Origin of the sequence: Pseudomonas sp. CFBP2511 (genome assembly GCF_030209255.1) — a bacterium.
In the GTDB taxonomy this organism is placed as follows: domain Bacteria; phylum Pseudomonadota; class Gammaproteobacteria; order Pseudomonadales; family Pseudomonadaceae; genus Aquipseudomonas; species Aquipseudomonas avellanae.
The window spans coordinates 186,343-204,248 of the sequence record NZ_JARVSI010000022.1; the positions used below are offsets into that span (position 1 = coordinate 186,343).

The 17,906-nt window shown below is 50.2% G+C and carries 19 protein-coding genes and 4 pseudogenes; 13 read left to right on the forward strand and 10 right to left on the reverse strand.

Annotated features, from left to right (window positions below):
* Nucleotides 1-325: 325 nt before the first annotated feature.
* Nucleotides 326-859: a hypothetical protein gene (locus QRN38_RS18695; protein WP_057419055.1), complete on the forward strand. Its 534-nt coding sequence runs from the start codon at nucleotides 326-328 to the stop codon at nucleotides 857-859.
* A 402-nt stretch (nucleotides 860-1,261) separates the two neighbouring features.
* Here the strand turns inward: QRN38_RS18695 and QRN38_RS18700 are convergent, their stop codons facing one another.
* Entirely contained in the window at nucleotides 1,262-1,930 is a 669-nt protein-coding gene (locus QRN38_RS18700; RefSeq protein WP_054090552.1) for a glutathione S-transferase family protein, read from the reverse strand.
* Nucleotides 1,931-2,257: 327 nt separating this feature from the next.
* Here QRN38_RS18700 and QRN38_RS28040 point away from each other — a divergent pair, with 327 nt between their 5' ends.
* Genes QRN38_RS28040 through QRN38_RS18735 form a run of 8 tightly spaced genes read left to right on the forward strand, consistent with a single transcriptional unit; the run spans nucleotide 2,258 to nucleotide 8,585 of the window.
* On the forward strand, nucleotides 2,258-2,527 hold the full coding sequence (locus QRN38_RS28040) for a ferredoxin family protein (protein ID WP_007246163.1): 270 nt from the start codon (nucleotides 2,258-2,260) through the stop codon (nucleotides 2,525-2,527).
* A 32-nt stretch (nucleotides 2,528-2,559) separates the two neighbouring features.
* A complete protein-coding gene (locus QRN38_RS18705) occupies nucleotides 2,560-3,600 on the forward strand; it encodes an iron-containing redox enzyme family protein (protein ID WP_010202392.1) in 1,041 nt (346 codons plus the stop codon).
* A gap of 14 nt (nucleotides 3,601-3,614) precedes the next feature.
* Nucleotides 3,615-4,304 carry a 2OG-Fe dioxygenase family protein gene (locus tag QRN38_RS18710; RefSeq protein ID WP_057419056.1) on the forward strand — a complete coding sequence of 230 codons (690 nt, stop codon included), beginning with the start codon at nucleotides 3,615-3,617 and terminating at the stop codon, nucleotides 4,302-4,304.
* Between the two features lie 16 nt (nucleotides 4,305-4,320).
* Nucleotides 4,321-5,124, forward strand: coding sequence for a ThiF family adenylyltransferase (locus tag QRN38_RS18715; RefSeq protein WP_010202390.1), 804 nt, complete (start codon nucleotides 4,321-4,323; stop codon nucleotides 5,122-5,124).
* 25 nt (nucleotides 5,125-5,149) lie between these two features.
* Nucleotides 5,150-6,229, forward strand: coding sequence for a pyridoxal phosphate-dependent aminotransferase (locus tag QRN38_RS18720; protein ID WP_024666885.1), 1,080 nt, complete (start codon nucleotides 5,150-5,152; stop codon nucleotides 6,227-6,229).
* 19 nt (nucleotides 6,230-6,248) lie between these two features.
* Complete coding sequence (gene argC / locus QRN38_RS18725) at nucleotides 6,249-7,208, forward strand: N-acetyl-gamma-glutamyl-phosphate reductase (RefSeq protein WP_057419057.1); 960 nt, start codon at nucleotides 6,249-6,251, stop codon at nucleotides 7,206-7,208.
* A 2-nt stretch (nucleotides 7,209-7,210) separates the two neighbouring features.
* Nucleotides 7,211-8,068 carry a diaminopimelate epimerase gene (gene dapF / locus QRN38_RS18730; protein ID WP_057419058.1) on the forward strand — a complete coding sequence of 286 codons (858 nt, stop codon included), beginning with the start codon at nucleotides 7,211-7,213 and terminating at the stop codon, nucleotides 8,066-8,068.
* Nucleotides 8,061-8,585 (forward strand): GNAT family N-acetyltransferase, encoded by a 525-nt coding sequence (locus QRN38_RS18735; protein ID WP_007246170.1) that lies wholly within the window; start codon nucleotides 8,061-8,063, stop codon nucleotides 8,583-8,585. Before dapF ends, QRN38_RS18735 begins: the two co-directional genes overlap by 8 nt.
* A gap of 78 nt (nucleotides 8,586-8,663) precedes the next feature.
* On the opposite strand, the gene QRN38_RS18740 is transcribed toward QRN38_RS18735, so the two are convergent.
* Nucleotides 8,664-8,930 carry a helix-turn-helix domain-containing protein gene (locus QRN38_RS18740; protein WP_232906067.1) on the reverse strand — a complete coding sequence of 89 codons (267 nt, stop codon included), beginning with the start codon at nucleotides 8,928-8,930 and terminating at the stop codon, nucleotides 8,664-8,666.
* Nucleotides 8,913-9,284 (reverse strand): annotated as a pseudogene (locus QRN38_RS18745) (autoinducer binding domain-containing protein); the annotation flags it as partial. The gene QRN38_RS18740 and the pseudogene QRN38_RS18745, both read right to left, overlap by 18 nt.
* 339 nt (nucleotides 9,285-9,623) lie before the next feature.
* Here QRN38_RS18745 and QRN38_RS18750 point away from each other — a divergent pair.
* The 3 genes and pseudogenes from QRN38_RS18750 to QRN38_RS18760 all read left to right on the forward strand — a co-directional run.
* Nucleotides 9,624-10,235, forward strand: a pseudogene (locus tag QRN38_RS18750) (conjugative transfer ATPase); the annotation flags it as partial.
* Nucleotides 10,232-10,531 (forward strand): hypothetical protein, encoded by a 300-nt coding sequence (locus tag QRN38_RS18755; RefSeq protein WP_007247672.1) that lies wholly within the window; start codon nucleotides 10,232-10,234, stop codon nucleotides 10,529-10,531. The pseudogene QRN38_RS18750 and the gene QRN38_RS18755, both read left to right, overlap by 4 nt.
* Nucleotides 10,528-11,211 (forward strand): DsbA family protein, encoded by a 684-nt coding sequence (locus QRN38_RS18760; protein ID WP_007247673.1) that lies wholly within the window; start codon nucleotides 10,528-10,530, stop codon nucleotides 11,209-11,211. The genes QRN38_RS18755 and QRN38_RS18760 overlap by 4 nt, the downstream gene beginning before the upstream one ends.
* A 42-nt stretch (nucleotides 11,212-11,253) precedes the next feature.
* Here the strand turns inward: QRN38_RS18760 and QRN38_RS28045 are convergent.
* The 5 genes and pseudogenes from QRN38_RS28045 to QRN38_RS18775 form a co-directional block, all read right to left on the reverse strand.
* Nucleotides 11,254-11,665, reverse strand: a pseudogene (locus tag QRN38_RS28045) (XopE/AvrPphe family type III secretion system effector); the annotation flags it as partial.
* Nucleotides 11,666-11,879: 214 nt separating this feature from the next.
* Nucleotides 11,880-11,990, reverse strand: coding sequence for an SPOR domain-containing protein (locus QRN38_RS28050; protein ID WP_122234452.1), 111 nt, complete (start codon nucleotides 11,988-11,990; stop codon nucleotides 11,880-11,882).
* Nucleotides 11,991-12,411: 421 nt separating this feature from the next.
* Nucleotides 12,412-12,555, reverse strand: coding sequence for a hypothetical protein (locus tag QRN38_RS18765; protein WP_010207601.1), 144 nt, complete (start codon nucleotides 12,553-12,555; stop codon nucleotides 12,412-12,414).
* Nucleotides 12,556-12,700: 145 nt separating this feature from the next.
* Nucleotides 12,701-13,540 (reverse strand): DUF1460 domain-containing protein, encoded by an 840-nt coding sequence (locus tag QRN38_RS18770; protein WP_057419063.1) that lies wholly within the window; start codon nucleotides 13,538-13,540, stop codon nucleotides 12,701-12,703.
* A gap of 899 nt (nucleotides 13,541-14,439) precedes the next feature.
* Nucleotides 14,440-15,333 (reverse strand): alpha/beta hydrolase, encoded by an 894-nt coding sequence (locus QRN38_RS18775; RefSeq protein WP_007247611.1) that lies wholly within the window; start codon nucleotides 15,331-15,333, stop codon nucleotides 14,440-14,442.
* A 286-nt stretch (nucleotides 15,334-15,619) separates the two neighbouring features.
* Between QRN38_RS18775 and QRN38_RS18780 the strand changes: the two are divergent.
* Nucleotides 15,620-15,881: pseudogene (locus tag QRN38_RS18780) on the forward strand (RHS domain-containing protein); the annotation flags it as partial.
* A 46-nt stretch (nucleotides 15,882-15,927) separates the two neighbouring features.
* Here the strand turns inward: QRN38_RS18780 and tnpC are convergent.
* Nucleotides 15,928-17,460: an IS66 family transposase gene (tnpC, locus tag QRN38_RS18785; protein ID WP_039607491.1), complete on the reverse strand. Its 1,533-nt coding sequence runs from the start codon at nucleotides 17,458-17,460 to the stop codon at nucleotides 15,928-15,930.
* A 16-nt stretch (nucleotides 17,461-17,476) separates the two neighbouring features.
* Nucleotides 17,477-17,884, reverse strand: coding sequence for an IS66 family insertion sequence element accessory protein TnpB (gene tnpB / locus QRN38_RS18790; RefSeq protein ID WP_235814761.1), 408 nt, complete (start codon nucleotides 17,882-17,884; stop codon nucleotides 17,477-17,479).
* Nucleotides 17,885-17,906: the final 22 nt, after the last annotated feature.

A 17,906-nucleotide genomic window follows, 5' to 3' on the forward strand; every position in this document is an offset into this window, starting at 1 on the left:
CCATCGTTATTATTAAACTCCTGTATATAAATTTACATCCCGTTTATTACCCACGAAGCACCAACGGCATCATGCCGAAGAGGACGCGGTCTACATCTCCATTAGAAGCTGATGACCTGAAACACGATGAGCGCTGCCGGTCGGCACTTTCTCCGATGTGGTAATAAACGACAGCAAATTGAGTGGCCAGGCAACCGGATCGGTTCCGAAAATGTCATAAAATCGTCATAAACGAGGCTGTAACCAACGCACGAGAACAGGTAGGCACGCGACACCGAAGTCATATGGCCAGCAGACAGTTGACGGATGAACCATTGGAGGTGCGATGAGTTACGACAAGGACAACGTTCTATTTTTGGCGTTACAAAACGACGAACTGGACAGATTTCTGGTCGGCGAGCCTTTTTATTTCCTCGAAACCAAAGACGATAACGATGAGCCACAGAATGTTCCTGTCGCTCTCAGACTGCTTTTTCTGCCTTACTGGCGCGAGGTTAGGGACCCCTCTTTCCCTGCGCAATTCACGCAAGCCTTACTAAAGCTGCTGAGAAGTTATCCAGATCAGAATCGAGCCATTTACATGGCCCAGTGGTGGGTTTTTTGTTACAGGTATAGCCTGACCCAAAAAGCCAAGGACCCAGAAGGGATTTACGCCGGGTTGTTTGATGTAGACATGGGGTCTGTGTCAGCAGAACTTAAATCACGCCTTGAAGCCAACAAGGAATCACTTATGGCCGACACCCGCTGGGCAGGTGTGGAATGGAACAGCGATAACGGCTTGTGGGGGCCCTTGCTGCGCTCGGCATTGCGTCTGCGTGACAAGTTCGGCGGTCCAGATTACGTACCAGAAAACCGCTGACGGTCAAGCGAGGCACAGGAACTCCTAATGCATGGGAGGAAAATTCCGCTCAGGTACGTCAAGCCCTGCCGTCAAACGCTGGGTCTGGGCATAAAGCGGCACCCATTTTCGCGTCTGCCAGATCGAAGGAGCGTATTTTCAGCAGTCACATCCTCATGTAGGTGAAAAAACCACCACGATCAGCGCTAACTGTCGCGAAACGCCCCTGTGTGCAACGATTGGTTGGGTTTGTGAACCGACCTCTCCGTGTTACAGACGTAACTCATCCATATCAAGAGAGTTTTTCGAACCCTTCACAGGTTTGGCAAAGCAAACAGCATGGTCAGGGGCTCTACTGTGTCATTCGATCAATTTGCAAACGCTATTCAAAGTCCGTAGGCGGATACTAATGCTTTAGGAATTTTACTTGAAAATATTTATATCAATGCGCTCAGTCGCCAAGGCTCGTTGCACGGCAGGTCGTTCGATTATCGACTGAACGAGTTGAGTCCAATTGGGAAAGTGGGTGCCCATATCTATATCAATCCACTTTCCCCACATCCAAAAAACAAGAAGGACGGGATGGACAATACTGTAATTACTTAGTAAGGGACTATCACTCTGCGCAGCGATGTGCTGCTCGATAAACGTGTAGTTATCCATAACGTTGCTGCGGCCTTTTTTAACAATGGCAGGAAACAGACTTTCATCGTCGACAAACCGCTGTGGCCGCCAGACCTGCCCATAAGAAAGGCTGTGCACTGTCCCTGAGAGCCAGTTCAGCCACTCGAGGCATCGCCCTAATTCGCCAGGAGTGTCGGGGATAAAGCGTACAGGTGTCGATTGGTTAGCCAGATAAAGCAAGATGGCAGGTAACTCTGTCAAAACGCCGGCTACGTCACCTATGGGGCTCTCAAGACAAAGTAGAGCTGGGACCCGGCCTTTCGGGTTAATGCTCAGGTATTCCGGAGTTTGGGTGCCGATGCCTTTCAATGCTGAGCGAAATTCCAGTTTGAACGGTTGCCCCAGTTCCTCAAGAAGAATATGTGCTGCAAGTGAGCAAGCACCGGGTGAGTAGTAGAGAAGGTACATGCGGGCCTCGTGGTTCAGCAGTTATTTCGATTGAACATGGCTATTGCGATCGAGTCTAGCACTTTTCATGTGGCGCGTGTAGGGCGTAAGCCAAGGCTGCCAGCAGAGGTGTCGTACTTGAAAGGACCGAGCCTGGTTTGGCTGAAGCCCGAAAGCATTGTGTGGTTCGTGCCTGTACACGAATCTACTTTTTGTCGCACCTGTAGTTTTCTACAGTGTACAGAAAAAATAAATAACACTTAAATGGCTGCGCTCTCTGGCAATCAGGGAAACAGGTGATTGTCGGAGACAGCATGATTCGAAACTTAAAGATGAAGGAACGTCCAGATGCCATACGTAGTTGGGAAAGAGTGTCTTTCATGTAAATCCACCATCTGCGTAGATGTCTGTCCCGTTGACGCATTTCGCGATGCCGACTACCAACTGGTTATTTGTCCGGATACCTGCATCGAATGCGGTGTATGTGAGCCTGAGTGTCCTGTCGACGCAATTATCAATCCCGAAGAATACCCTGGTGAAAACCACGATGTGATAGTTCTGAATTCAGAACTATCCAAAACTTCGCCCGTGATTTTTAAATCAGTCACTGCACAGTAACTACGATCAATAAACTTATAAGGATGTTCGCAATGGATATGGAAGGGTTAGATCTGCTCGAATGGTTTGTTGCGATGGAGCGCAACCCCGATGAATGGAACTCCGTGAATGAAAATTTCGCGATTCGGAAAAATATTAATCAATCTGCTCAACTGTTGGCGCATGAGGCCTATGTCAACAACAATCAAACAGCCCTGGCGGCGCTGCATGAGTGCCTGGCTATCATTTACCGGAATGAGTTCGAGTGTGCGCGCATTGAACAGGTCAATACTGATCGACGGCCAATTGTCAGTGACGTTCAATCGGTACTTGAAAGCGCAATGCTTCAGTTTGAAATGAAAGGCCTGTCGGATGCAGATATCAGTGACTTTCCGGTAAACGGTAAAGAGTATGTAAAATGGTTGAAAAAACTGGTGTCGAAAAGCCCCTCCAGCGTGCATCCTTTTTATACCCAATTTTTAAGTGAGGATGCGTCCGCAGCGGATATTAAGTATTACTTGATTCAAGAAACCAATCTCGATCCGAAATTTGACGACATTCTGGCATTTATGCAGATTGGATTGCCGGTTGGCCAAAAGCTTGAACTGGCCAAGAATTACTTTGACGAAATGGGCAATGGAGTCGAGGCTGAAGTACATTCCAGAATGTTTGCGGAGACGTTGAAGGCCGCAGGCGTCGAAGACTCTGATTTCTCCAGCGCAATGCTGCTTCAATCGATCGTTTCCGGGAACGTCAGTTCTTGCCTCGCGCTGTCTCGCCGTCATTATTTTAAGGCGGTAGGGTATTTCGGTGTCACTGAATACTTGGCGCCACGGCGCTTCAAACACGTGATCAAGGCATGGGAGAGAAATAATTTGCCTTCCCACGGTATTCAATATCACAAGCTTCATGTCTATATCGACACGGAACACGCCAATGGCTGGTTTAACAACGTCGTTGCTCCGTTGGTAGATCAAGATCCTCGTATCGGACGTGAAATTGCGGCGGGTGCACTTATTCGGATTAACTCTTCGGCACGTTATCTGGACGAATTGAGTACCCGTCTCGGAAACACCGCAAAGACATTGGCTTAAGGAGTAAGCAGTCTATGCCTATCAACAATGATGGTTTCAGTATCATTGAACTCGGTGCAATACCAACTGATGTAGTCGATAGTTTTTCACGGTTGGCATTGGATCAATACATGGGTGGTGGTAATCGCTACAGAAGGTTCTCCCAGTACAAGATGTCTTTCAACGAAACGGGCTGGGACTTTGAACTTCTAGCGCACCGCCCGTACATGACATTTTCTAAATATAACCCTGTGGCTGGGGGAATAAAAAGGTTCTATGAGCCTATCGAGGTGGATTTCACGCCATTCATTGAGCGAGGCGCAATCGAAATTGCTCTGGATAAAGCACAGGACTGGCAGATCAATGTCCATCAATACCGGGTGATTGTTAATCCGCAGTTGGAGGGCGTTACCGTTCCAGAAGGGCGACATCGAGACGGACATTCATTTGTCATGATTGGCGTGGTGGCCCGAAAAAATATTTACGGTGCTGAGATGAGCCTGTATCGCAATGCAGACGATACGGAACCTTTCTACAACGACATTCTTCTCGAAGGCCAGGCGGTGCTTCTTGATGATCAAAATATGTTCCATGACGTGACTGAGATTATTCCGGTCAATGAAGAGGGATATCGCGATATTTTCGTCGTCGCATTTTCGCCCTGGGCTGATCGCTGGCACGGCGATGAGTTTGAAAAGAAAGTCATTGAATCCGTACAGGCCTAATTTACTGGAGATAACGATGCAACAGCCAAATGATTTTTCCCGAGATGTTTTGTTTAGTCGCATGATCGGGCTGGTGTCGCAGCAAGAACTCGATATTCTCGCTGGAAAACGAATCGCGGTGCCTGGATGTGGGGGGACCGGGTACACCTATGCCGAATGTCTGGTACGTATGGGGGTTGGCGGTGTAAACATTGCTGATGCGGATACGTTTGGTCCTGAGAACATGAACAGGCAGTTCGGTTGCTCAACGAACACTATCGGGAGGAAGAAGTCGGAAGTATTGTCCGAGCGATTGCTGTCCATTAACCCGCAGGTATCGGTCAAGGCCATCGATTATCTGGATGAGTTCAATGTCAGTGATTACCTCACCGATGTTGACGTTGTATGCGATACGCTGGATTTTTTTGTAATCAAGCCACGGCTCCTGCTTTATAAGGAAGCCCGCCGCAGAAATATCCCAGTCGTGCTGTGCTGCCCGGTCGCCTACGGGGTGACGGTGCATGTTTTTCTGCCGAATAGCCCGACCTTCGAAGAGTTCTTTGATATTTCAGACCAGGATACCGAACTCGAAAGCCTCAAGAAGTTTGGAGGAAAGCTGGCACCTTCAAAGTTATACAAGCAGTATATCGACTCGCCGAAGCTTGACTTTGAGAAGCAAAAGGTATCGTCGTTAAGTGCGACATGTTTGATGGCGACTTCGTTTGGCTCAATGATTGCTCACATGTTGCTCTTGGGGCAGACCTCAAATGTCAAATCGATTCCGCATAGCTATGAGTTCGATCTCAGAGCGTTGATATTTACTGAAAACAAGAAAAACTGATTCCAGGACGGAAAGGGGAATGTGAGTGAGCCAGCCTTACAGTATGCAGGAATGGGTTTTTAGAGAAGCTCATGGCAAATACGACATTGATCTGGGAGACAGTAATGCTCCGTGTATCAAAGCAGGGATATTCAGTGCAGACCTGGAAGGTTTGGTATTGGACTATGGAACTGATCGGGGAAGCAGTGCTTTGGCTACGCTTGTTGCGAAGCTCTATGGCATCGAACACTGTAACGTTGGCATCGCTCACGGTGCGCAGGAAGCGCTTTATCTTCTATATCGTACCTTGTTGAACGTGGGTGATCATGTCATTACATTTTCGCCGGGGTGGCAACAATCGTGGAAAGTTCCAGAGAACATTGGTTGTTCGATAAGCGTTCTTGAGTATGACGCAAATTTCAAAGTGTCAGCCGAGTCAGTGGTAGGGGCGTTGAGGGCGAATACCAAAGCCATCATTTTGAATAACCCTTGCAATCCGACTGGTAAAGCGATCGATCGAGATCAGTTAAGGAGGATCGTCGAAGTAGCGCGAGAGAGGAATATATTCATCATTTCGGATGAAGAATACCTCACGGACATGAAGGCATCCGTGCTCCATTTCGATTTCGAAAACGTGATCGCGGTGTCCGGTGTATCGAAAATCTTCGGCGTACCAGGAATTCGGGTGGGGTGGATGTGTGGGCCGAAGGATGTTGTTGCGAAAGCAATGGATTACAAGCACTTCACGACCATTTCAAATTCGGTGATTTGCGAAAAAATAGCAGAGCGTATTCTGCTGAATTATGACGCTCTGCTGAAAGATTACTTGCAATTGTGCCAAAACGGTTATGAGGTGTTTCAGCAATGGTCGCGAGATTGTTTTCCTATGCTTGAGATTGTCGCGCCAGAGGGAACTCCTTTTTGTTGGGTTCACCTGACTCCCTCGGAGAGTTCGTTGGATTTCTGTCGAAGAGTTCTCCACCACACAAGGGTGTTGACGATGCCCGCCGAAGTGTTTGGCCAGCGGTATGGGATGCGTATTACTTTTGCGAGACCCGTGGATGAACTGCGTGAAGGGCTTGGCAGGATAAGGTCCGAGTTTAAATATCCCGTGTCGATGTATTGATTGCTCCGAGGATAGAGTTTTGAAAAAAATATTTATTGATGGTGAGTTTGGTACGACGGGAATACAGATTCGGGAGCATTTGAAAGCACATCCTGAAGTCACGTTGATCAGCATAGACGAGCACGCCAAGAAGAACCTTGATGAGAAGAAACGTCTGATCGCAGATGCGGACGTCACTATATTGTGTCTGCCGGATCTGGCAGCGAAAGAAGTGGTCTCTGCCGTGAAGTCAATAGATTGCAGGTTAATTGATGCGAGTTCAGCTCACCGGACGGCCGAGCAATGGGTTTATGGACTCGCTGAGTTATCCTTCGGTCAACGCGAAAAAATCAGACATGCGCGCCAGGTCACAAATCCCGGTTGTTTTGCCACAGGCGCCATATTGTTACTGAGGCCATTAATACTAAATGGCAAAGTAATGACTCACTCAAAGTTGTCAATTAACGCGATCTCCGGTTATTCAGGTGGCGGCGCGGGAATGATTAAGGAGTATGAAAGTAAGTCGCCGCCTTTTGCCCACCATGTGTATGGCTTGAATTTTAATCATAAACATTTGCCGGAAATGACACTGTACAGTGGTCTTGAGATTGAACCGATTTTTACCCCGGCAGTCGGTAATTTCTATCGTGGCATGCTGGTTCACATTCCGCTGTTCTTGGCTCCGGGAGTAACCCCTGAACAGATACGTGAATGCCTTGAGCAATATTATGAAAATGAACAGTTTGTCAATGTCGCTTCCAGGGAAGACTGCATTGCGGTTAGTGAAACGAAGCTGGATGCTCAAGTAATTTCAGGCTCCAATAAAGTTGATTTATATGTGTGTGAAGACACCTCGGAAAGTGATGGTTCGCGAGCAGTTTTGATTGCCAGACTTGATAATTTGGGTAAGGGCGCTTCAACCGCCGCTGTACAAAATATGAATATCATGCTGGGTTTTCCGGAACGCCTGGGGTTGATTGAGTCGGCAGGAGCAGTATAAAAATGGATTTTGTAAAATACACCGCTCAGGGCAATGATTATATCGTTCTTGATCCCAATAAGATGGCGATGGATTTCGATGTTGAATTGGTTCGTAAAATCTGCGATCGGCGCACTGGCATTGGTGCGGATGGCGTTTTGTATGGCCCTCATTTGAATAATGGAAAGTTGGGTCTGGAAGTCTATAATTCGGACGGCTCGGCCTGTGGGAAAAGTGGGAACGGCCTACGGGTGTTCTCCCGATATCTTGTTGATAATGATTATGTCCAATCGGACAGTTTTGAGATCTGGTTGAGTCGTCTGGCGCAGAGTATTGCTGTGCAGCGATTACCCACACATAACCTGTTTCTCGTCAGCCTCGGTTCTTTTTGCCTCGAGAGCAGTAAAGTGCCGGTGATGATGGATGCGAAGAAAACAGTCTTGAACGAGACATTGCACATCGCAGGTCGGGAGATTTCCATATCATGTGTTGATATTGGTAATCCGCATTGTGTTGTTCTTGGGCAAGCAGCGGATAGAGCCACTGCGGAATTGCTTGGGCCATTGATTTCCCAGCACTCAATTTTCCCTGACAAGACCAACGTACAATTCGTCAACATCGTGAGTTCTTCACGAATTGAAGTCGAGACATGGGAACGGGGTTCTGGATATACGCTGGCCTCGGGCAGCAGTGCCTGTGCGGCAGCGGCCGTTTGTCATACGCTGGGGTTGGTGGATGCAGATGTGACCGTTGTGATGCCAGGAGGGATGATGTCTGTATTCATTGATCCGGACAGCACGTTGAATCTGATCGGCTCGGTAACACATGTCTTTTCTGGCATATTTTCCTATGACTTCGAGAAGGGCATGCAAAATGTATGATTCATCGAGCTATATTTGCCGCGCCGCTACTCTGGCGGATCTACCCGCCATTGTTGAAATCTACAACTGTGCTATTGAAGCGGGAAATAGTACATGTGACGTCGAACCGGTGAGTGTTGAAGCCTGGAAACCCTGGTTTATAAAACACTCCGGTAGCCGACGCCCGATCTGGGTAGCTGAAGACCCTAGGGATCCGAAAACAGGCGTTATCGGTTATTTATCACTCTCGTATTTCATGAATGAGCGTCCAGGTTATTTTAGAACCGCCGATTTAGGGTTATATATTCATCCCCTTCATCAGTCGCAAGGGGTTGGATCATTTTTGTTGCGCTCAATCATGGAGTCGGCAGCCTTGCTGGATATCGAAGTGATCGCCACCACGGTATTTGCCCATAATCATAAAAGCTTGCGGTTGTTCGAGAACTCGGGTTTTACTCGCTGGGGGTTCATGCCAGGCGTCGCACGAGTCCGTGGAGAGGATTTTGACCTGGTTATGGTCGGAAAAAAACTCTATTGATAAAGTACGTGGAATGCGAGTTTCTTGATTGCTTGATATGGCAGCAGAAGGGGAGTTATCAATACTCCCCGGTTGATGTTAGATTATTCCCAATAGCGCGGCTTTTACGGCCGCGGCTGTTTTATTTGTGGCATTCAATTTTTGCATGATATTCACCGTATGATGCGTTACGGTTCGCTCAGTGACGCCGAGAACTTTCCCGATTACTTCACCGGTTTTACCATCAGCGACCCATTTGAGTACTTCCACTTCTCTCGTGCTGAGTTTTTCAAGCGGATTGTACGGTGGGCTGAGGGTTATAATTTCGGACAGACAAGCGTGGGTAAGTCTTACGAGTTTTGACATTTTAGCCTCCTTGGCGTCCAGCTCCTTCAAAGTAATTGCTTCTGTCGATCGGCTGAGTGTGACAACTCCTTTTGCAGCGGAGTTGTACCAGGATGACTGAAGCCAGCCATAATTAAGATTGAATTTTTTCATTTCACCATAAAGAAGAGTGTGATCTTTGAATGTATCCTCCGACCATAGCATTGGTTCATTGCTTTTAAAGCCGTGCTGTAATGTAGGATCCGACTTTACAAAGTTATGTATTTGGTAGTTTTCATTCCATCGAGGGTCGTAGTTGTTTTTTGAAAACATCCTTGGGGCTGTGATGGGGAGGGCGTATCTGAGGTGGTAACTAATGAATTCAAATCCTAAGAGGCGGGATTTTTTTTTAGTATTTCAAAGGCTGATTCAATATTTTTGTTTTTTACGGCATCCCATAGTTCAAGGTTACACTCGTACATTCTAACATCCTTTTATTCTGGCTGAGAAAAGCGCCGGAATTATACTGAAATAATTTTTTATTTAAAAAATCAGTTCGCCAGGTATGTTTTTTGCCATCTGGTTTTTTAGTGCCCCGCCACTTTGGTACGATCGTACTTAAAAAGGAGTCCGAATCATGTAACTTCGGTCCTGCTGTTGCTGTTCAACTCAGCCTAACAGCGAGCAAACAGCGAAATGGCGCAAGCTGGGTCGCTACCACGTTATGAACGCTAACGGCTATCAATCGCGTACATCTCGCTGATCAACACCGTAAACAATATCGCTGAACGTGATCAGTACAAGGGCCGGCCTCTCGTCAACGTGACAGATGAAGGCCACATCATCACGAAGAACCCTCTCCTCTCCCCGTACATCATCAAGATCACCAAGATGTGGCGAAAGCTGGGTGCTTGGTTCTGGCTGGCAACGCAGAACATCGATGACTTGCCACCTGCCGCTGCGCCGATGCTCAACATGATCGAGTGGTGGATCTGTCTCAACATGCCGCCAGACGAAGTAGAAAAGATCTCCCGCTTCCGGGAGCTCACGCAGGCACAGAAAAGTTTGATGCTATCGGCTCGCAAAGAGAGCGGTAAATATACCGAAGGTGTGGTGCTTTCCAAGTCAATGGAAGTCCTTTTTCGCGCTGTACCACCAAGCCTTTACCTGGCGTTGGCCATGACCGAGCCCGAAGAGAAAAAGCAACGCTACGACCTGATGCAGTCCATGGGAGTCGACGAGTTGGGAGCTGCACTGGCAGTGGCTGCAGACCTCGATCGCAAACGAGGTATCGAACCCCTGAACATCACATTCCCAACACCCAATGCATTGGAGAACCTGGCATGAGAGCCATGGACGCCCTGACTCAGAACCTGATCGACAGCCTGACTCAAATTCTTACGAACCCGCAGGAGGAATCCCTGATTGCATTGAGGATCTGCGCGCCGGTACTGATTGAGCACTTACAAGTCGTCAAACATGTAGCGGTAGATCGCCGAGAGATTCAGTCCCAACTGCACAAAGCGCTGGATCAGTGGCTTGAACATCACCCTCAGCCTGAAAGCGCTCAGAAAGCTCTTCTGACGCTGCTGGATCAGGAGCTGCTGGCAAAACAGCTCCTCGACAAAGAGGCTTCCGCATGAAGCGACCGACGCGCCGGCAAATCCTCTACTGCATCGGTGCTGCCGCCCTGGTTATCTCGCCTTTTCTGCTTACCGAGCTGCAGAGTAATCTTGGCGTCACAGGTGGCCCCGTGGCGCCGGCAGTCGTTCAGAAGAGACAAAGTGGCGGATGGGTCTACGGGAGCCGTGAGGCCCGTTTCACCATTGTCGAATATGCAGATCTGGAATGCCCCTACTGCAAGGATTACTTCCCACACCTCAAAGCATGGGTTGATCAGCATCCAGACGTGAATCTTCAGTGGCACCATTTGCCCCTTCCAATGCATGAGCCTGCAGCGAGCTATGAAGCTCGGTGGGCCGAGTGCGCGGGGATCGAGAGAGGCAATGACGCCTTTTGGCTCGCAGTCGAGCTCATTTACCAGCGTACCCGGTCAAACGGTGCTGGAGCTGCTGGTAATCCCCAGATCCCGGGGCTTGAAGATCGACAGCACTTCATCGATAACTGCGCTGCGAGCAACCCGTCCGTGCAACAAGCAGTCATTAGCCAGGCTCACAAGGCAAGTCAGGACGGCATCACTGCCACACCTACGCTAGTCATCAAGGACAAAAAATCTGGCCGCTCAATCAAGCTGCAGGGAGCACCTGACGGTGACGTGCTGCTCTCCGCAATGGACTGGCTGGCCAGCACGAGGGATAGATAAATGAATCCAGCCTTTGAACAAGCTTTGCAAGCGCGCTTGCTTTGGCTCCAGGTCCGTAGCATCCAGTCGCTTTGCTTCTTTCAGGATCGCTTTCGTCGAGCGAGGCGAGAGGCATGCGCGTCATCCAGCCCGTAGGCATCACGCGCAGCATCGGCGGCTAGAACATTACGCGTCCGCGGTGAGTACTCTTGCAGCCTCCGACGCGTACTTTCGGCCAGATCGGGAGCGATGACCGGCATAGCGGAAAAGATGTGCCAGGTGCGGGATTGGCGAGAAAGGCTGCCTCCAACTCGCGTGCATTCGCATGGAGCGCAGTTTGCGGGTTCTCGATCTCGGCTCTGAATGCGTTTGTCCTCGCCAGCGCGTCGGTTGCATCAGGCTTGTCGAATCGTTCAATTACATGGGTGGACGTTCCATACGATTCGGCCCAGTGCGAATCCATCAGTAGAACGGCTACCCGGTACTGGACGAGTATCTGGCTCGGCTGTAGCCGCTGATCTATGGGTTTGGGGGGCAATTTAAGCCCAGTGCCTGTCCATAAACCCTCGTGCAGTCTGGCCGGTACGACAAAACCACCGTTTTGTGAAACCACTTCTGCGAGTACCAGGGAAGGCAATAAGGGATCGATAGAGAAAACGGACAAAATCGTACGTTTAGCATTCGACCTGTCAGGTTGAGACCATAGAGATAAACGCCTCGGCGTCAGAAAATGCAGAAAACGGCCCTAGTCTGACGCGGTGCCAGTGAGCAGCCTGACGCCGGGTTGAGGTGTACTTCAATCGGACACAGTCCAGGCTGCACGAGTGCCTGTCTCATGTTGGCAGTGCTTACCGTACGATTTTTTCCGAATTCTGCGGGCACCCCAAGTAGCCGTGACACATCCGAGCGCCAGTAATCGCTCACGCTCGGTAGCATTGCTTCTATGAAGCTGTTGGAGCATGTCGCCAAACTCCTCAATGATTGCTTCAGTAGGTAGTAAGGCTTTCAAGCGACCTATGTCTTCTTCAAGCGTGAATGGAGCTGATAGTTTCTTTGGCATGGCAGCTGTCCTTTTCCGAATTACTTGGATTTCTCAGTTTTCACGGCCGGCGAAGCTGTTTTAGGCGCATCGAAACACTGCATGCTCGTCTGTGCTGTCGTGTAACTCTTCAGGGAAACTACGCACTGCTTTTGCCCGCAAGAACAGTTGGCCATCATCAATTACTTTGCCTGCGACATCGTGCAAATACATGCTTCTGGCGCGTTTTGCAGTGCTGATCGTGGCTGCATGATTTCATCGGCCACAGCGCCGTGCGCAATGGCCATTAAGAACATCAACAACGCCAGTGGATTCGTTTTGCTCATGTGTGATTTTCCGTTGTGCGTGGAGCTCGTGGTGGACAGGGTGACTTGTCGTCCTGGTTATCAGCAGCCACCAAGCCCTCGGGCGCGGTAGCCGAAATTCCTATACATCAACGCCTCCACACTGGGAAAGCACATTAGCGTATTATTATTTTGCCCTGAAAACAACGACTCCCGGCGTTCTCGCCACATACTCAAAAAACGGCGAGTCCACAACTTTTTCGTTTTCTTTTCGTGAGGATGCGTTTCGTAGAACAGGGCCTTTTTCCGTCATTATAAAGATGCCGACGTGAGTTACGTCCAGCCCCGGAAGCTTGGTGTAAATACCAATATAATCCCCCGTTCGCAAGTGACTCACAACCTTGTCATCGACAAGATCGCTTGGGATATAGGTGATACTACGCTCGACTACTGGCAAACCAGGCAGGTAGGTTTGGCCGTCGGACTTTTCGTTAAGCCTTTTTTCAACACTCACTGTATTTGAACTAATCCGCGCAGTGATGTCATCCGCTAAAGCGTGTGTATTACTGTGAGCCCAGTCAGTGAAAAAATGCTTGCGTTTCAAAAAGTCGACATCGCCATCATGATAGCGCGTCTGAATCAAGTTTCTCACAAACGCTTGCTGCGATGTTGATTTTCGTAACGCTTCTACGTAGTCCAGATACGTAAAACAGTCCAGACCTCTAAAGTCGATGACTAGCTGCTCAGTTATATTTTCTGAGCCTTGCAACATATTGGCGCGGTACGGTGTTCCTAAGAATTTCGCTGAGATCAAGTCAATCATCTGACCTTTATCAAAAAAAAGGCTCTTGGCCTTGGCCTCCAAAATAGAGTTCAGCTTTTCTGACGTGTAAGCGTCCAGGTTTATTAAAATCGGCTTATCTGTCTCTATCCGGGTGTCAGAAACAACATTTTTTATCTCCGCCCCTGAAACTCCGCAACCTGTCAATAGGGCAGAAATCAAAACTAAGCTAGATATTTTTTGCAATTGATTCACCATCATTCAAGTGAGTGCTTATTGCACCATGTCCAAAAAGGACCCAAAGCCTGAGCTTTAAGCTCAGGTCAAACGCTTTACGCTCGCAAGCTTAAAGCAATAACGCACCTAAAAACAACTAAAAAACACTTTGTTTTTACTTTAAAAAGGATGAGTACATCATATAAGTGACACTCTAGCTTACTGCCTCAAAAATAAATTATTGGCGCTTACACGCTCCAATCTATTATACGCATGATGCAAGGATGGGTCACTAATGCCTATGAGGCCAGGTGAATTTAACATAAACCACCAAAGAGTTCTTTATATTAATGTCAACTATATCTTGAGTAGCGCAGACCTTAGTTGGCGTATCCTTTGATTAGGTTCCACAAACAGTACGTGTAGCGGTCTGCAATCGAAATGGTCTCGACCTGCATTCATATGGTTCGACCTGCAATCGACTGTTATGAGCCGAAATTAATTGCGAGTAAGCGCGCGCTGCTTATGTCTCATTTGAGTTCACCTAAATAGGCCACCATCATGACGATTCTCAATGTCGCACGGATCTACCTGCGTATCAGTACCGAAGGCCAGGACTTGATGCATAGGAATTTCAAAATGCCTATGCATCAAGCTGACGCTATGGAAGGAGGCGTCATGTCTTCATAGCGATACGTAGGAGGACGCTGATGCGCTACTTATGCAGTGAAAATCTCTATCAACCTGCATCATCGCAGGTTATTTTACCACTGATCCTAGGTGTGGGCGCACCTTCCCCCTCTCAGGGCTTCACGTACCTCATCTGCGCGATCGTCTGAGCGTTGAGGATCGGTCCCCGCACAGTCAGCCCGTTGATTGAGCCTGGGCTCCATTGCCTGGCGCCTGACCCCTAGCGATGGCTGGTTCACTCACTGAGCCGGCGTTTTCGCGGCCGGGTGCTTGTGCGGCGTGTTGTTGACGAACATCTCAACTTCGTCCGCAACCGGTGCCAGGCCGCTCAACACTTTGGCGAACGCGCCGACCAGCGTGCCGTGATTGGTGCGCGAGAAATACACGTCACGCGCCGGCACGCCTGCTGCTCGCAGCTTCTGCGCCAGGCCGCCGGTGTTGCGCTCAGGGTTGACTACTGTGTCGTTGCGCGAGGCCATCAGCAGCGCCGGTGGTGCGCTGGCGCTCACGTACTTGACAGGCTGCGACTCAGGAGGCGAGTTCGGGTAGAAGAACACCGGTCTCACTTCCTCTTCCTCTATCGGCAAGAAGTCGTAAGGCCCGGCAAGCCCGATCCAGCCGCTGAGAATCGACGGCGACAATCCTTCACGCGCCAGCCAGCGAGGATAGAGGGCCAGCATCGCCGCGTTGTAGGCGCCCGCACTGTGACCCATCACAAACAGGCGTTTGGGATCGCCGCCGTAGGTTTTGATGTATTTGTACGTCCAGGCCACCGCCTGGGCCGAGTCGTTAAGAAAGTCCGGGTAACGCACTTGTGGGTACAACCGGTAGTCGGCAATGACGGCGACGATGCCACGTGACGCCAGTGCCTGGCCGACAAACGCGTAGTCAGCCCTGGACCCTCTTCTCCAGCTTCCGCCATAGAAAAACACCACCACCGGCGCATTGGCCGGTTTCGATTTCGGCGTGTAAATGTCCAGCATGTTGCGCGGGTCCGGACCATAGCTCAGGCCGGAAAAATGGTCGACGGGGCCGTTCGGGTTCAAGTTATTCAGCACCCGCAAGGGCGAGCAGCCAGCCAGTGCTGCAAGTAATGCTCCGCCTAGCAGTGTCAATAAAGTCGTTCGGATCATGGTTCAGGCTCTGACAGATCATACGGATAGGGATGAGACTACCGTAACAGGCCCCGGTTGCCACAGTGTTACCGCTACCATGGACTCGACTTTTTGATCGAGAGTCTCGATACGCTGCATCAGCTGCCCTGCGATAGCGCGCAGTTGTTCAGGATTTAATTGGTCGAAATCAGGAAGCGAAGTCATGCTGCCGATTTTGCCAATGCTTCGTTTCAGTTGCGTTCTTTTGTCTCCCCCGGTGGTGACAAGCTTCTTCGGCCTCATGCCGGGTAGTTATGCGTTCGTCCAATACGACAGCCTGAGCCGACGCGTAGGGAAACAGTCCGAAATCAAAGGCCAGAGCGACCAAAAACGCTTCCTCTGGGCTGCGAATGCTGCGCGAGGAAAGCCCCGCGCAGAGCAGCCTGTACCTCTACGAGCCCGGCAGCTATGCGCCGCTCGCCCGAGTTAATCAACGCGAAGGCGAAAACGAAAACAAGATTTACTACTACCACACCGACCAGATCGGTACGCCGCTGGAAATGACCGACGCCGAAGGGCAGATTGTCTGTATCCGCGCCACAAACCCCACCTAACAAAAAATGAGGATCTGGTTTAGCGAGGCATCTCTGGCGAGCAGTTCCACGGTAACAACGCTTCGTAGTCTTCTACTGATGCAGCCTGTGGCAAACGCTCAAGTACGTGGCGCAGCCACGTATAAGGCTCTTGGCCGTTGAGTTTGGCGGTCTCGACCAAGCTGTAGATCTGGGCGCTGGCTGTGGCGCCCTTGGGTGTGTCGCTGAACAGCCAGGCTTTTCGTCCGATGGCGAACTGTCTGATCGCTCTTTCGGCAGCGTTGTTGTCGATGGGTGAAAAGCCGGCTTCGATATAACGCTCTATCCGGCTCCAGTTGTGGGCCAGGTAATTTACCGCTTTGCCCAAGGCGCTTTGCGACATTACCTGCGGCTGCGTTTTTTCCATCCATGCTTTCAGCTTCGCCAGCTCAGGCAGGCTTTTTTCCTGACGGCCGATGTAGCGCTGCTCATCGCAGACATCCTTGAGTTCACGCTCGATGCCGTACAGTTTGTTTATAGATGCCAGTGCAACGTCGGCGCGGCCCGTTTTGCCCTGGGGCTGCACTTTCTTTGCCTCTACGAACTTGCGTCGCGCATGGGCCATGCACGCCAGACGTTTCACACCCGGTTGCAACGCCAACGCGTTATAGCCCGCATAATCATCGGTCATCACGTAGCCACGATAACTTTCCAACAGGCTCAGCGGCACCTCCTGCGCCCGGCTGGTGGTGTAGTCGAACAGGACGACTTTTCGGTCTGGTGGGCCGCTGGCCTGTACCCACATCCAGGATTGGCTGGTCGGGTCACGATCCGGTTCTTTTAGTACCTGAACTCGTGTTTCATCGCAGTGGATAAACGGGCTTTCGAATAATCGATCACGCATCAAATTCAAGAGCGGCTGGAAGTGCTCGCTGCACTGGATTATCCAGCGAGCCAAGGTCTGACGCGGTATCTCGATGCCATGCCGGCTCAGCACTGTTTCGAAACGATGCAGGGGCAAACCGTCGACATATTTGGTGGTCAGCAGCATCGCCAGTACGCTTGGGCTGGCCATGCTCTTTTCGATCAACTGAGCCGGTTTGTCCGCCGTGACCGGTGCCGTTTCACAACCGCGGCAACCGTAGACTTTGCGGATGTGTTTGATCACGCGAATCTGCATCGGCACGATATCCAGCTGTTCACTGGTTTCTTCGCTGATGACATGCTTGCGGCAACCGCAGGCACAGGTCAGTTCGTGCTCGGGCAGTTCGTGGATGACTTCGATGCGGGGAAGATCAGCCGACAGGGGTTTGCGTTTACCACGGCGTTTGACCGGTACAACGACCTCTTCGTCGGCGTCGCCGACGGGAAGCATCGGCTCGCTTTCGGGTTCGTTGAATAGCGCGAGTTGCGGCGTGTTGGGTTCGACCGTCTGTTCGGACTTGCGTCCGAACAGACGGTCGCGCAGTAACTTGATCTGTTCTTTGAGATCGACGATATGCCCCTTATCAGCCGTGCGCTCAATCAGTAACTGCGCGAGCAGTTGCTTGAGCAATACAGGGTCATCTGGAAGATCTTCAGGCATGGAAATCATGCCCGGATTATACCTGTCAGGCGACAAATCTTGGAGTTAAAACCTTGTGCGGGCGGTTGCGCCAGAGATCAAAACCGTCAAGCAACCAGTTCAGTTCCTGAACAGTCAGCACGATGGCTTCGTCTGTCTCATCGGGAGAGGTTTTGAAACGCTCGGACTCCAGGCGCTTGAGCCAAAGGCAGAAGCCGTTGCGCTCCCAGTAAAGGATTTTCACCCAGTTACGAGGGCGATTCAGAAAAACAAAAAGCACGGGGTCGAACACGGCAACTTTGATGTCCAGCTCAACCAACGCAGCAAGGCCGTCGATGGACTTTCGAAAGTCCACAGGCTTGGAGTAGAGGTACACTTTTTCGACTTTAGCGTCGGATCGCATCATGAGGTGCTGGCTCCTGAAAAGAATTGGGAGCACAGCATCAAGCTTCAATTGTCGGCCTGGAATGTGGGGT